This window comes from Streptomyces purpurogeneiscleroticus (assembly GCF_020024005.1).
Lineage (GTDB): Bacteria > Actinomycetota > Actinomycetes > Streptomycetales > Streptomycetaceae > Streptomyces > Streptomyces purpurogeneiscleroticus.
Map to the genome: position 1 here is coordinate 1 of NZ_NHSG01000382.1, position 13041 is coordinate 13041.

General features: G+C 71.9%; 13 protein-coding genes and 1 pseudogene. 8 read left to right on the forward strand and 6 right to left on the reverse strand.

Annotated elements, in window-relative coordinates; genetic code table 11:
* From CCS38_RS27690 to obgE, 4 genes and pseudogenes are all read left to right on the forward strand, one after another.
* Positions 1–447, forward strand: a pseudogene (locus CCS38_RS27690) (hypothetical protein); the annotation flags it as partial.
* Between the two features lie 258 nt (positions 448–705).
* Complete coding sequence (gene rplU / locus CCS38_RS27695) at positions 706–1026, forward strand: 50S ribosomal protein L21 (protein ID WP_031062249.1); 321 nt, start codon at positions 706–708, stop codon at positions 1024–1026.
* A gap of 14 nt (positions 1027–1040) precedes the next feature.
* Entirely contained in the window at positions 1041–1295 is a 255-nt protein-coding gene (gene rpmA / locus CCS38_RS27700; protein WP_030249625.1) for a 50S ribosomal protein L27, read from the forward strand.
* 169 nt (positions 1296–1464) lie between these two features.
* Positions 1465–2904, forward strand: a complete 1440-nt coding sequence (gene obgE, locus CCS38_RS27705; RefSeq protein ID WP_223736059.1) for a GTPase ObgE — start codon at positions 1465–1467, stop codon at positions 2902–2904.
* A 139-nt stretch (positions 2905–3043) separates the two neighbouring features.
* Here the strand turns inward: obgE and CCS38_RS27710 are convergent, their stop codons facing one another.
* From CCS38_RS27710 to CCS38_RS27725, 4 genes are read right to left on the reverse strand one after another with little or no spacing between them, the layout of a single operon-like run.
* On the reverse strand, positions 3044–4216 hold the full coding sequence (locus CCS38_RS27710; RefSeq protein WP_223736060.1) for an FAD-dependent oxidoreductase: 1173 nt from the start codon (positions 4214–4216) through the stop codon (positions 3044–3046).
* A 49-nt stretch (positions 4217–4265) separates the two neighbouring features.
* On the reverse strand, positions 4266–5030 hold the full coding sequence (locus tag CCS38_RS27715) for a maleylpyruvate isomerase family mycothiol-dependent enzyme (protein WP_223736061.1): 765 nt from the start codon (positions 5028–5030) through the stop codon (positions 4266–4268).
* Positions 5023–5868 carry a fumarylacetoacetate hydrolase family protein gene (locus CCS38_RS27720; RefSeq protein WP_223736062.1) on the reverse strand — a complete coding sequence of 282 codons (846 nt, stop codon included), beginning with the start codon at positions 5866–5868 and terminating at the stop codon, positions 5023–5025. The genes CCS38_RS27715 and CCS38_RS27720 overlap by 8 nt, the downstream gene beginning before the upstream one ends.
* Positions 5865–6971: a cupin domain-containing protein gene (locus CCS38_RS27725; RefSeq protein ID WP_223736063.1), complete on the reverse strand. Its 1107-nt coding sequence runs from the start codon at positions 6969–6971 to the stop codon at positions 5865–5867. Before CCS38_RS27725 ends, CCS38_RS27720 begins: the two co-directional genes overlap by 4 nt.
* Before the next feature lie 105 nt (positions 6972–7076).
* Here CCS38_RS27725 and CCS38_RS27730 point away from each other — a divergent pair, with 105 nt between their 5' ends.
* Both CCS38_RS27730 and CCS38_RS27735 read left to right on the forward strand, forming a co-directional pair.
* A complete protein-coding gene (locus tag CCS38_RS27730; RefSeq protein ID WP_223736064.1) occupies positions 7077–7892 on the forward strand; it encodes an IclR family transcriptional regulator in 816 nt (271 codons plus the stop codon).
* Between the two features lie 139 nt (positions 7893–8031).
* Positions 8032–9291 (forward strand): MFS transporter, encoded by a 1260-nt coding sequence (locus CCS38_RS27735; RefSeq protein ID WP_223736065.1) that lies wholly within the window; start codon positions 8032–8034, stop codon positions 9289–9291.
* A 14-nt stretch (positions 9292–9305) separates the two neighbouring features.
* On the opposite strand, the gene CCS38_RS27740 is transcribed toward CCS38_RS27735, so the two are convergent.
* Positions 9306–9743 carry an ATP-binding protein gene (locus CCS38_RS27740; protein ID WP_223736066.1) on the reverse strand — a complete coding sequence of 146 codons (438 nt, stop codon included), beginning with the start codon at positions 9741–9743 and terminating at the stop codon, positions 9306–9308.
* 89 nt (positions 9744–9832) lie between these two features.
* Between CCS38_RS27740 and CCS38_RS27745 the strand changes: the two genes are divergently transcribed.
* Positions 9833–10669: a helix-turn-helix domain-containing protein gene (locus CCS38_RS27745; RefSeq protein ID WP_223736067.1), complete on the forward strand. Its 837-nt coding sequence runs from the start codon at positions 9833–9835 to the stop codon at positions 10667–10669.
* Positions 10641–10826 carry a DUF397 domain-containing protein gene (locus CCS38_RS27750; RefSeq protein ID WP_223736068.1) on the forward strand — a complete coding sequence of 62 codons (186 nt, stop codon included), beginning with the start codon at positions 10641–10643 and terminating at the stop codon, positions 10824–10826. Before CCS38_RS27745 ends, CCS38_RS27750 begins: the two co-directional genes overlap by 29 nt.
* Before the next feature lie 42 nt (positions 10827–10868).
* Here the strand turns inward: CCS38_RS27750 and CCS38_RS27755 are convergent, their stop codons facing one another.
* Positions 10869–12953, reverse strand: a complete 2085-nt coding sequence (locus CCS38_RS27755) for a CDP-glycerol glycerophosphotransferase family protein (RefSeq protein ID WP_223736069.1) — start codon at positions 12951–12953, stop codon at positions 10869–10871.
* Between the last annotated feature and the right edge of the window lie 88 nt (positions 12954–13041).

Here is a 13041-nt window from a genome sequence, read left to right on the forward strand (position 1 = left end):
GCGGCGGCTCAGGCGACCCCCGAGGTGGCCACCGGCGCCCCGCACGAGGCCCCCACGGAGCCGCAGGCCCCCGAGGCCGCGGAGACCGGGACCGAGGCGGAGACCGCCGAGGAGGCGGCCCCCGCCAAGAAGACGGCCAGGAAGACCGCGAAGAAGGCCACGGCCAAGAAGGCGACGACCAAGAAGGCCGCCGCCAAGAAGACCGCGGCCAAGAAGACGGCGAAGAAGGCGGCGGACGGGAAGGCGGAGACCGAGCAGGCCCCCGCCGACGAGGCCCCGGCCGAGAAGACCGCCGCGAAGACCACCGCCAAGAAGGCGGCGGCCAAGAAGACCACCGCGAAGAAGACCGCGGCGAAGAAGACGACTGCGAAGAAGACGGCGGCCAAGAAGACCGCGGCCGCCGAGCAGTCCGCTCCCTCGTCGGTCTCCGCCCCCGCGGAGGACTGAGCAGCACCCGGTGCCCCGGGCCGTACGTCACGGCCCGGGGCCCGGTTTGACCCCCTGGTCAAGGCCCCGTAACCTTGACCGTCGGCGTCTGTATGACGCCACACCATCTGAGCAAACACCTCCCGGTCCGCCGGGGGAGGCCGCTCGTCCAACGTGGATCGTGCCCCTCGCGGGCGCAGCGCGTCGGATAGACGGGCCCGAAGGGCCCCGGGGCGGCTGGCATCAGTGGTCCCCGTTTCTAGCGAGAGAGAGTTCCGCGTGTACGCGATCGTGCGCACCGGCGGCCGCCAGCAGAAGGTTGCTGTCGGCGACGTCATCGAGGTTGACCGCATTTCCACCAGCAAGGTCGGCGAGACCGTCGAGCTCTCCACGCTGCTGGTCGTCGACGGCGAGTCCGTCACGAGCGACCCGTGGGTGCTCGCCGGCGTGAAGGTCCAGGCCGAGGTCGTGGACCACCACAAGGGCGACAAGATCCGCATCCAGAAGTACAAGAACAAGACCGGTTACAAGAAGCGGATCGGCCACCGTCAGCTGCACACCGCGCTGAAGATCACCGGCATCGACGCTCCGGCGAAGTAAGGGACTGAGGAGACATGGCACACAAGAAGGGCGCATCGTCCACTCGGAACGGTCGCGATTCCAACGCTCAGCGGCTCGGCGTCAAGCGCTTCGGCGGCCAGGCCGTCCTCGCCGGTGAGATCATCGTCCGCCAGCGCGGCACCCACTTCCACCCGGGCACCGGCGTCGGCCGCGGCGGCGACGACACGCTGTTCGCGCTCCAGGCCGGTGCGGTGGAGTTCGGTACCCACCGCGGCCGCAAGGTCGTGAACATCGTTCCGGGCGTCTGACCCACCAGGTCGTAAGACACCGCGGAACCGTTCAACGGTTCTTCGCGAGGGCGGATCCCCTTCCCGTACGGGAAGCGGGTCCGCCTTTCGCGTGTTGATGAAGAGACAATTCCGTACGTAACCCTGTACGGCACCCCGTATTTCCCGCCGTTATCTGGAGGCACCCCCCATGACCACCTTCGTGGACCGCGTCGAGCTGCACGTCGCCGCGGGTAACGGAGGCCACGGCTGTGCCTCCGTCTTCCGGGAGAAGTTCAAGCCGCTCGGCGGCCCCGACGGCGGCAACGGCGGCCGTGGCGGCGATGTGATCCTGGTCGTCGACCAGGACGTCACCACCCTCCTGGACTACCACCACCACCCGCACCGCAAGGCCACCAACGGCGCGCCCGGCGCGGGCGACCACCGCTCCGGCAAGAACGGCCAGGACCTCGTCCTGCCCGTCCCGGACGGCACGGTCATCCTCGACAAGCACGGCAACGTCCTCGCGGACCTCGTCGGCCAGGGCACCACCTTCGTCGCGGGCCAGGGCGGCCGCGGCGGCCTCGGCAACGCGGCGCTGGCCTCCGCCCGCCGCAAGGCCCCCGGCTTCGCGCTGCTCGGCGAGCCGGGCGAGGAACGCGACATCGTCCTGGAGCTGAAGACGGTCGCGGACGTCGCCCTCGTCGGCTACCCGAGCGCCGGCAAGTCGTCCCTCATCTCCGTACTCTCCGCCGCCAAGCCGAAGATCGCCGACTACCCCTTCACCACCCTGGTCCCCAACCTCGGTGTCGTGACGGCCGGTTCGACGGTCTACACGATCGCGGACGTCCCCGGCCTCATCCCCGGCGCCAGCCAGGGCAAGGGCCTCGGCCTGGAGTTCCTGCGGCACGTGGAGCGCTGCGAGGTACTGGTCCACGTCCTGGACACGGCCACCCTCGAATCCGACCGTGACCCGGTCTCCGACCTCGACATCATCGAGGAGGAACTGGCCCAGTACGGCGGCCTGGAGAACCGGCCCCGCGTGGTCGTCCTCAACAAGATCGACATCCCGGACGGCAAGGACCTCGCGGACATGATCCGCCCCGACCTTGAGGCCCGCGGCTACCGCGTCTTCGAGGTCTCGGCCGTTGCCCACATGGGCCTCAAGGAGCTCTCCTACGCCCTCGCCGAGATCGTCGCGCAGGCCCGCGCGGCCAAGCCCGCCCAGGAGGCGACGCGCGTCGTCATCCGTCCCCAGGCCGTCAACGACACCGGCTTCACCGTCACCCCCGAGGGAGAGAACCTCTTCCGCGTCCGCGGCGACAAGCCGGAGCGCTGGGTGCGCCAGACCGACTTCAACAACGACGAGGCCGTCGGCTACCTCGCCGACCGCCTCAACCGCCTCGGCGTCGAGGACGCGCTGCTCAAGGCCGGTGCGCGCGCGGGTGACGGCGTCGCCATCGGCCCCGAGGACAACGCGGTCGTCTTCGACTGGGAGCCGACGATGATGGCCGGCGCGGAGATGCTCGGCCGCCGCGGCGAGGACCACCGCCTGGAGGCACCCCGCCCGGCCGCGCAGCGCCGCCGGGACCGCGACGCGGAGCGGGACGAGGCGGAAGAGGCGTACGACGGGTTCAACCCGCTGGGCTGAGCAGGCGTCACCCCGTCACGTACGGCACGGCACATCACGTACGGCACGGCACGTCACGTACGGCAGGAGCGGGCCCGGTACACGACGCACCGGGCCCGCTCCGTCGTCAGAGCCTGTCACGACACAGGCTCTCAGCCCCTCATGCGGCCTGCCGGCCCCACAGCCACTCGGCCGGTCCGAGGTCGTCCGTGGCGCGGCTGCGGAACACCTCGTCCCGCAGCAGCGCGGCCACGCCCTCCACGTGCCACATCTCGCCCCAGACGCGGGCGGTGGACTGCACCCGCGCGGTGAGCGGGGCGCGCACCGCCGCGTACTCCTCCAGTGCGGTCGGCCAGGAGCCCACGGGGTGCCGGTCCAGCGCGCCGGCGAGCGCCGCCGCGTCCTCCAGCGCCTGGCAGGCGCCCTGGGCGAGGTACTGGAGCATCGGGTGTGCGGCGTCGCCGAGGAGCGCCAGCCGGTCCTTGGTCCAGCAGCCGAGGGGCTCCCGGTCGGCCATCGGCCACCAGCGCTCCCGGCCCAGGCCCGGCAGCGCCCGGCGCACCGGCTCGCAGGCCGCCGCGAAGACCTGCTCCAGCTCCTGCGGGCCGCCCCAGTTCTCCGCGCCCCGGTCGAAGCCGGGGCTGCGGAAGACGGCGACCTGGTTGTAGAGGGCGCCGGAGCGCAGCGGGTACTGCACCAGGTGCAGCTTGGGTCCCATCCAGACCAGGACGTCGCGGAGGTTCCCGCCGCCCCGGACCTCCTCGATGGGGACCGTGCCGCGGTAGGCGACGTAGCCGGACTGGATCGGCCGGTCGTCGCTGAACTGCGCGCGGGTGCGCGAGTGCAGGCCGTCGGCGGCGACGGCAGCGCCACCGGTGAACTCCGTGCCGTCCGCGGTGCGGACCGTGACCGAGCCCGGGTGCTGGACGATGTCCTCGACGCGGCACCCGGTCCGCAGGTCCACGCCGGCCGCGGCGGCCGCGCGGACGAGGATGTCCAGCAGGTCGCTGCGGTGCGCGACGACGTACGGACCGCCGAAGTGCTCCTCGTACGCGGCGTCCAGGCGGACCCGGGTCAGCTCGCGGCCGTCGACGGCGTTGTGGAAGACGAGGTGGTCGGGGCGGACACCGGCCTCGACGACCTCGTCCAGCACGCCGAGTCCGCGCAGGACACGGGTGGCGTTGGGGGCCATCTGCAGGCCCGCTCCGACCTCGGTGAAGACGGACGCCTGCTCCAGCAGGGTCACCTCGCGTCCGGAGAGGCGGGCGGCGAGCGCGGTCGCCATGCCGCCGATGCCGCCGCCGATGACGACGATCTTGTCGGTGCTGCTCATCGATTGCTCCTTTGCACCATGGTGCAGCTGTCGTTCAGGCCGCTGCCGGTCACAGCCAGCGGGGCAGGACCGCCCGGATACCGGAGCGGGCGGCGCGGGCGGCCCCGGTGTCGCGGCCCAGGACCCAGGCGCACAGCCCGGCGGCGGGGGCGGTGACGGCCTCGGGCTCGGCGGCGGCCGGGCCCATGCGGTACTCCGCACCCTCCCGGTCGCTCGGCCGCAGCAGCAGCGCCGGGCAGCCCTCCTTGCCGCCGACCGCCGCGGACACCTCCGCGAGCAGTGCGTCCGTCAGGTCGTCCGGGAAGGCGTCGGTGTCGTCGCCCGCGCCCAGGTCCACCAGGTGCACCCAGATCTCCCGGGTCCGCATCCACGGCACCTCGCTCGCGGGGATGGAGCGGCCCAGGGCGCTGCGGACGGTGGTGTCCCAGGCGCCCGCGGGCAGCGCGTCGACGGCGGCGAGCAGCCGGGCGTCGGCCGTGCGGAAGTCGTCGAGGATCTCGGCGGCCGGGCGCCGGGCGCCGCGCTCGATGTCGTCCAGCCGGGACTCCGGGTTCGGGTACATCGGGGTCTCGACGCCGGTACGGGCCCAGGTGAGCAGGTTGACCAGGGCGTCGGCGTTGCGCGCCAGGTGGGTGAGGACGTGGGCGCGGGTCCAGTCCGGCAGCAGGGACGGGCCCTCTGCGGCGGCCTCGCCCGCGTCCTCCAGACGCTTGTGGAAGAGCGCGGAGCCCTGCTGCACCCAGCCGAGCGTACGGGCGAAGCCGCGCCGCGACGGCTCCGGCTGCGATGCGGTGGCGGACGTCGTCTCAGGCACTGGTCCGCTCCGTCTTCTCCGTACGGCAGACGTTGCGCAGTTCGCCGATGCCGGCGACCGAGGTGGTCAGGGTCTGGCCGTCGGCGAGGTAGCGCTGCGGCTTGCGGGCGTGGCCGACGCCGCCCGGCGTGCCGGTAGCGATCACGTCACCGGGCTTGAGGGTGAGGATCGTGGAGACGTACGAGACCAGCTCGGCCGCGTCGAAGACCAGGTCGGAGGTCTCGGCCTGCTGCACCGTCTCGCCGTCCACCGCGCCGGAGAGGGTGAGCCCCGCGGCCGGGTCGGCCTCGTCGGGCGTGACGAGGAGGGGGCCGAAGGGGGTGGTGGCCTCGAAGGTCTTGCCCTGCAGCCACATGGGGGAGCGGTACTGCCAGTCGCGGGCGGTGACGTCGTTGAGGACGGAGTAGCCGGCGATGGCGGCGGCCGCGGTCTCCCGGTCGGCATGGCGTACGGGGGCGCCGATGACGACGGCGAGTTCTGCCTCCCAGTCGACCGCGTCGGAGGCGGCGGGCAGGGTGATCTCGTCGTACGGGCCGACCAGCGCCTCGGGGTACTTCGCGAACAGCGTGGGATATGCGGGCAGTTCGCGGCCCATCTCCAGGATGTGGTTGCGGTAGTTCAGGCCGACGCAGAGGATCTTGCCGGGCTGCGGGACGACCGGCGCGTAGTCCAGCGCGTCGACGGCGTGCGTGGCACCGGACGCGGCCGCGGCGGCGGCCTGCCAGTCCGGCGTGGCGAGCAGCGCGCCCACGTCGCGGTGGCCGGTCTCGGTCGCGGTGTCCCCGTCGATGCGGACGGCGGCGGTGGCACCTGCGGTGCGGATGGTGGCGAGCTTCATCGGGTGGTCCTTTCGGCGACCGAGGCGGGCAGGGTGGTGAAGTGGAGCTTCTCCATGACGGGGGCGTCGCTGAAGCGGAACAGGTCGAGCTGTCCGGTCGCCTCGAGGGACACCTCGGCCCAGGAGGGCACGGTGACCAGGTCGCCGTGGGTGACGTCGAGGCGCTCGCCGTTCACGACGAAGGCGCCGTCGCCCTCGAAGACCTGCCAGACCGAGGAGGCCACCTCGCGCGTGGCGGGTACGGTGGCCCCGGCCCGCAGCCGGTGCATTTCCGTACGGATGGTCGGCAGCGCGTCGGCCCCGGTGGTCGGGTTGGAGAAGCGGATCGCGGCGTGGCCCGTACCGGCGGTGGCGCCCTCGTGGCCCTCGTCCTCCAGCTCCAGCTGGCCGGCGAGCGCCGCGTCGGTGTGCTCCCAGCGGTAGGCGGCCAGCGGCGACTTGGGGGTGTCGGCGAGCCCGGAGAGCGGGCGCAGCCCGGGATGGGCCCACAGCCGCTCGGCCTGTGACCGCTCGGGCGTCGACCGGTCCTTCAGGGTGTCGGGGCCGAACTCGAAGAACTCGGTGTTCAGCGCCGAGGAGAGCGGGATGTCCAGGCCGTCGAGCCAGGCCATCGGCCGGTCGGTGGTGTTGTGGTGGCCGTGCCAGGCCCAGCCGGGGGTGAGCAGCAGGTCACCGCGGCGCATGGCGACCGCGTCGCCGTCGACGATCGTCCATACGCCCTCGCCCTCGAGGACGAAGCGGAAGGCGTTCTGGGCGTGCCGGTGGACCGGCGCGACCTCGTGGGGGCCGAGGTACTGGATGGCCGCCCAGAGGGTGGGGGTCGCGTGCGGCAGCCCGGGCAGTCCCGGGTTGGCGAGCGAGATCGCGCGCCGCTCGCCGCCGCGGCCGACCGGCACCAGCTCGCCGGCCTTGACCGCGGTGGCGTACAGGTCGGCCCAGCGCCAGTGGTGCGGGACCGCGGCGGGCTGCGGGCTCTGGGGCATCAGGTCCTCGCGCTCGGTCCACAGCGGGATCAGCCCGAGGGCGTCGAACTCCTTGTAGAGCTCGGTCAGTTGGAGGTCCTGCGGCTCGGCGGCCGCGTCGCGTGCGGACACGGGGCGCATCCTTTCCGCTGCCGGGGCGCTGCCCCGGATGGGCGGCGCCGCTCATGTCCAGGAGGTTAGGAGCAGTTTTCCTCAGCGGAACAAGGTGGGACCTAGAATTCCTCTGTGAAGAATTCAGCCTCCCCGCAGCCCGCCTCACCGGCCATGCCCGCGACGCACTCCCACGGCCTCGAATCCGTCGACAACGCCCTGACCCTGCTGCTCCTGCTCCGCCGCCAGGGGCGAGTGCGGCTGAGCGAGGCCGCCGACCACCTCGGCGTCGCCCGCTCCACGGCGCACCGCCTGCTCGCCACCCTGCGCGGCCGCGGCTTCGCGGTACAGGGCACCGACAAGGCGTACCGCCCGGGACCCGCCCTCTACCGCCTCGGTATGTCCCGCCGCTCGGAGTACGAGCTGCTGGAGACCGCCCGGCCGCACATGCTCTGGCTCAACGACCGGCTCGGCGAGACCGTCCACCTGATGGTGCGGATCGGGGCCGAGGTGCGCTTCCTGCACTCCATCGAGGGAACGCACGCGCTGCGCGTCGGCAGCCGTATCGGCGCCGTGCTCCCCGCCCACCTCGCCTCGGGCGGCAAGGCGCTGCTGGCCGAGCTGACCGTCGCCGAACTCGCCGAGATCCGCACGGCAGCGGCCTCGGCCGCCTCCGCGCAGCAGGGCCCGGACGAGGCGGCGGCGCAGGGCTTCGACCCCGAGGCGCTGCACCGCTCGCTGGCGCCGGTGCGCCGCCGGGGCTACGCGATCAACAGCGGGGACACCGAGCGCGGCGTCTCCGCCGTGGGCGCGGCGGTGCACGAGCCGGGGGGCCAGGCGGTGGCCGCCCTGACGGTCTCGGCACCCTCGCTGCGCTTCACCCGGGTCCGTATGGGCGAGGTCGCGACCGTGCTGCGCGAAGCGGTCCATCGTATGGAAGCCGCCTTCTGACGCAAGGGCTGCGCGCCGCGGTACCGCAGAGCGGAATTACGCGCCGCCTGTATTGCTCTCTGCGTAACCGCGCTGTTTCCATCCCGGTCATCGACAGGTCGCACTCACTTCGCACTCACTCGTGACAGGACGTGGCCGCATGACCCTCGACACCCGAGCCCCCGCCCCTTCCCGCCCCCGCGACCGCGCCCTGACCTGGGCGGTCATCGCCCTGTGCACGGCGGCGATCACCGTCGAGGGCTTCGACCTCATCGTCTACGGCGTGGCGCTGCCGGCGATGCTCGCCGACCGCTCACTGGCGCTCGACGCCTCACTCGCCGGGACCCTCGGCAGCCTCGCCTACGCGGGCATGCTCGTCGGCGCCCTCGTGTGCGGCCCGCTCGCCGACCGCCTCGGCCGGCGCCGCCTGGTGCTGGCCTCCGGCGCGGTCTTCACCGTCTTCACGGTGGCCTGCGCGCTCGCCGCCGCCCCCTGGCAGTTCGGCCTCTTCCGGCTGCTCGCGGGCATCGGCATGGGCGGTGTCATGCCGTCCTGCGTGGCGCTGACCAAGGAGTACGCACCGCGCGGCCGGTCCGCGCTGGCGGCGACGGCGGTGCTCGCCGGCATCCCGGTCGGCGGCGTGCTCGCCGCGCTGACCGCGTCCACCTGGGGCGCCGCGCTCGGCTGGCGCGGCCTGTTCGCCGTCGGCGCCGCGCTCTCGGCGGCCGTGGTGGCCACCGCGTACGCGCTGCTCCCGGACTCCCGCCCGGGGAGCGCGGCCGCCCCCGGAAAGGCTCCCGAAGAGCGCGTCCCCGAAGAGCGGGCCCCCGAAGAAGGCGCGCACGGTATCCGTACGGTCCTCTCCCGCCGCTACGCCCGCAACACCCTCCTCTTCACCGTCGCCAACTTCGCAGTCCTGCTGGCCTGGTACGGCCTGAACACCTGGCTCACCCAGCTCATGCGCGAGCTGGACTACCCGCTCGGCTCCGCCCTGCGCTTCACCCTGGTCCTCAACCTGGGCGCGGTCGTCGGCTCCTTCGTACTCGCCGCACTCGCCGACCGCGTCGGCCCGCGCCCGGTCACCGCGGGCAGCGCGGCCCTCGCCGCCCTCGCCGTCCTGGGGCTGTCCCAGGGCGGCTCCACGCCACTGATCCTGGCACTCACCGCGCTCGCCGGCGTCGGCGCGCAGTCGGCCCTGACGATGCTCAACGACTGGGTGGCCACCGGCTATCCGGCCGCCGCCCGCGCCACCGCCCTCGGCTGCGTCTCCGGCTTCGGCCGCGGCGGCGCGATCGTCGCCCCGCTCCTCGGCGGCTGGATCCTCCAGGCCGCACTCGGCCCGGCCACGGTCTTCTACGTCTTCGCCGCCGCCGCGTTCCTCTGCACGCTCGCCCTGCTGGCGGTACGGGTACGAGCGTGAACATCGCTGATCGGCTAGGCCCGCAGCTCGCACCACACGGTCTTCCCCGTGGTGCGCTGCGGGCCTTCGTCGTCCGGCGCCACGCCCCACTTGTCCGCGGCCGCCGCGACGAGCCCGAGTCCGCGCCCGCACTCCTCCCACGGTCCGGCGTCCCGCGCCGCGGGCAGTACGGGATGGTCGTCATGGACGGCGACCACCACCCCGTCCCCGCCGTCCTCGTGCCGCCGCACCGCCACGGTGCACCGCCGGTCCGGTACATGCCGGTACACATTGACCAGCAGCTCCGTCACGACGAGCTCGGCGGCGTCGGCGAGCTGCGCCAGCCCCCACAGCCGCACGAGCGCACGCACGACGCGCCGCACGTGCCGGGGGCTGTGCGTGCCGACGCGGAGAGAAATCCGGTACTCCCGCGTCGGGAAGGCGTAGGTGTCGGTGTCGGAAGTGTCATTCACGCGTTAATCGTGCGCTGCGTCGATTACGCTCTGCTACTGCGTGAATGCAACTCTCCGCCGGGTGGCACAGGTTGAGCGAAGGAGCTCCCATGGCCCACGTCAAGTGTCTTGATCCAGGAGCCTCCCCGCTCCATTTCTTCGGGTCGGAGTTGAGACGACTGAGGGAGCGCGCCGGGCTGACGCTGGCGCAGTTGGGAGACATCGTCTACCTGACCGGCTCGATGATCGGGCAGGTGGAAACAGCGGCGAAGGTACCGAAGGACGAGCACGTGCCGCGCATCGACGCGGCTCTGGGAGCCGACGGGGCGCTGGTGCGCTTGTGGGGGATGGTCAAGCGGTACCGACTGCCCGTATGGCTCCGGCGGATCGTGCACTTCGAGGCGACTGCCCTCGAAATCCGCACGTACCAAGCGCAGTTGGTGCACGGCCTGCTGCAGACGCCGGACTACGCGCGTGCCGTACTCGGCGTCCTGCGGCAGGACGAACTCGCCGCCAGACTGGAGACGCGGCTGGAGCGGCAGGAGGTCCTGGCCCGTGAGGCGCCGCCACTGCTGTGGGTCGTACTCGACGAGTCCGTGCTGTACCGGGAAATCGGGGGCCGTGCCACTATGAGTCGACAGCTGGAGCACCTGCTGACCTTCCGTGAGACGGACGAAGTGCAGATCCAGGTGCTGCCGTTCTCGGTAGGAGCGCACACGGGACTGTCGGGCTCGTTCACCCTCTTCACCTTCGACGGCCACCCTGATGTGGCGTACGCGGAGGGGTACGTCGACGACTGGGCGTCGCTGAACTCGGAGGAAATCAGGACCCGTTCGCTCCGTTACGATCTCTTGCGGGCCTCCGCTCTGTCCCCTGCGGACTCCGCGGATTTGATCGCCCGAGTCATGGAGGAGCGCTATGAGCACCGTCCTGAACACCTGGCGTAAGTCCAGCCACAGCGCCGAGACCGAGTGTGTCGAAGTAGCCGAGACTCCTCACCTCATCGCCATCCGGGACTCCAAGAACCCCGACGGGCCCGTGGTCACCGTCGGGCCCGGGGCCTTCGCCGAGTTCGTCGGCTACGTGGGCCGCCGGAACGACTGAGGGCCCGTGTAAACACGGGCCCTCGTCGCGTACGGTGCGGCGTCAGACGATCGCGCGCGCCTCAGAGCCGTCCGCCGGCTCCCCCGCATCGGGGGACTCCGAGGGGTCCAGCTCCATTTCCTCGGCCGCCTCCTGCGCCTCGTGCGCCTCCGTGCCCTCGTCACGCTGGCCCGGGACGCCCGCCAGACGGGCCTCCACCCGGGCCTGCCGCTCCTCGGCCGCGGCGTGCAGCGCCAGCGCAGCCGCGTTGAAGCGGGCCAGCGACGGCGGGTCGGACGGGCCGAGCAGGTGCTCCTTCAGCTCCTTACGGGCCTGAACGAGCGTGTCCCGCTCCGGGTTCCGCACGGTCTCCAGCAGCCCGGCGACGCCGTCCGCCTCCGGCGTGAGGATCGTCGCGGCGCGCACGGTCGGGAAGTGCGCACGGAAGTCGTCCTCGGACATGCCGGAGGTGTTCGCGACGGCGTACGGCTTCTCGCTGCTCAGGTAGTCCGAGACGACGCTGGAGACGTCGCTGATCAGCACGTCCGCCTGGTTGAAGCAGGCGAAGATCGCGGGACGGGCCGAGGTGATGATCCGGTGCTCCCACTCGGGGAACGAGGCCCAGTACGCGGCCTCCCACGCGGCGGTCGCCTCCTCCACGGCGGCGGCACGGCCCTCCTCGGGAGCGCTCTGGATCAGCATCTTCTCCAGCTCGTCCGCACTCTTGCCGAAGCTGGAGGTGGTGAGGGCGCGCAGCTCCTCGGTACGGGCCTCCAGCTCGGCGGCGGCCTCCGGGCCCGTGCCCTGGCCCTCCCGCTCGGCGGCGCGCTGCGCGATCGCCTCCTGGATCATCGCCTTGATACGGGCGTTCGCGGCGCCGGCCTCGGGGTCGACCGAACCGGTCATCGGGTGCGGCTTGTACAGCAGGCGGACCTTCGGGTCGGCCAGCAGCTCACGGACGATGTTCTCGCCGGCCAGGATCACCGAGGTGTTGCCGGGGTTGCCGTCCCAGCCCTCCCAGGTGGGGGCGTACAGGACGTTGGTGTACTCGCCCTTCGGGGCACCCTCGTACGCCTTGATGGGCGACAGCTGCGGGCGGCCGACCTCGACGACGTCCTTGTCCTCCACGCCGATGTCGGCGAGCTGGTAGCGGTCGCGCGCCGCGGGACCGGCCACCCACACCTCGTCGTACGCCTTGGCGTACGGGTTGCAGGAGGAGAGCTTGTCGCTCTCGCCGTGGTTGATGAACGCGTGCTTGATGGAGGGGATGCGCAGGATCTGCGAGGTCTTGCCGGAGTTCGCCGGGTGCAGCAGCACCTTCAGGGCCGAGTGCTCCAGGCGCATCAGGTTCGCGACCTTGGGGATGCAGACGATCGGGATGTCCGTCGCGTCGATCTTCTGCACCATGAAGCGCTCACGCAGCACGATGATCGGCTTGCCGTCCAGCTCGGCGAGCGTGCTCAGCCACATGTTGGCCTGGTACGCGGAGGTCGTGCCGCCGGAGAAGTACATGCCGACGGTGGGCTTGTACTCCTGCAGCCACTCGTCCAGCCACTCCAGGGCCTTCTCGCTGCTGACCGCGCGCTTCTTGGGGAGCAGCCACGTCGCGAGGTAAATCGTGCCGCCGATGGCGAGGACCAGGGAGACGGCCAGGCCGATGCCGCCCCACAGGGCGTCACGAGTGATCGCGGTGGCCATCATGCCGAGCGTGGTCGGCACGGAGAAACGCAGCAGGCGGCGGCCGGTCTGGCGGGCCAGCAGCCGCGGCGGGGCCTTGGTCAGGCGCAGCGCGGAGGAATCGATGTTACGGGTGAGGAACGGCAGCGTACGGGTGCGGCGGACCAGTACGGCCGCCGCCTGGCACGCGAAGTGCGCCACATAGAAAACGAGCAGCCCGATCGTGAGGGGGGCCTGCTCCTTGAGCGGGTTGATGCCGGGGATGTGCAGCAGTCCGACCAGGATCAGCATGTCGCGGATGAGCTGGCGGACGGTGATGTCCAGCCGGATCTTTCCCAGCAGGGAGAGCAGCCCGGGCTGCTTGTGCTGCAAATAGAGGTCGAGGCCGAGGTTCACCACGGACGCGGCGATGAACAACGGGACCACGGGCAGCAGGGCACCGACGAGCTGGGCCACGAACGCGATGAGCATCGCGAGCAAGGCCACGAGCTTGAGAGCTCGTCGGTTGTCGACCTGTCCCTTCCTGCCGCCCGGACGGCCCGCAGGAGTGTTCAGGAAG

What these genes read in the sequence shown, in the direction of transcription:
- rpmA (WP_030249625.1), top strand. Translation starts at nt 1,041, where the DNA reads ATGGCACACAAGAAGGGCGCATCGTCCACTCGGAACGGTCGCGATTCC.
- obgE (WP_223736059.1), top strand. Translation starts at nt 1,465, where the DNA reads ATGACCACCTTCGTGGACCGCGTCGAGCTGCACGTCGCCGCGGGTAAC.
- CCS38_RS27710 (WP_223736060.1), bottom strand. Translation starts at nt 4,216, where the DNA reads ATGAGCAGCACCGACAAGATCGTCGTCATCGGCGGCGGCATCGGCGGC.
- CCS38_RS27720 (WP_223736062.1), bottom strand. Translation starts at nt 5,868, where the DNA reads ATGAAGCTCGCCACCATCCGCACCGCAGGTGCCACCGCCGCCGTCCGC.
- CCS38_RS27725 (WP_223736063.1), bottom strand. Translation starts at nt 6,971, where the DNA reads ATGCGCCCCGTGTCCGCACGCGACGCGGCCGCCGAGCCGCAGGACCTC.
- CCS38_RS27735 (WP_223736065.1), top strand. Translation starts at nt 8,032, where the DNA reads ATGACCCTCGACACCCGAGCCCCCGCCCCTTCCCGCCCCCGCGACCGC.
- CCS38_RS27745 (WP_223736067.1), top strand. Translation starts at nt 9,833, where the DNA reads ATGGCCCACGTCAAGTGTCTTGATCCAGGAGCCTCCCCGCTCCATTTC.
- CCS38_RS27750 (WP_223736068.1), top strand. Translation starts at nt 10,641, where the DNA reads ATGAGCACCGTCCTGAACACCTGGCGTAAGTCCAGCCACAGCGCCGAG.
- CCS38_RS27755 (WP_223736069.1), bottom strand. Translation starts at nt 12,953, where the DNA reads ATGCTCATCGCGTTCGTGGCCCAGCTCGTCGGTGCCCTGCTGCCCGTG.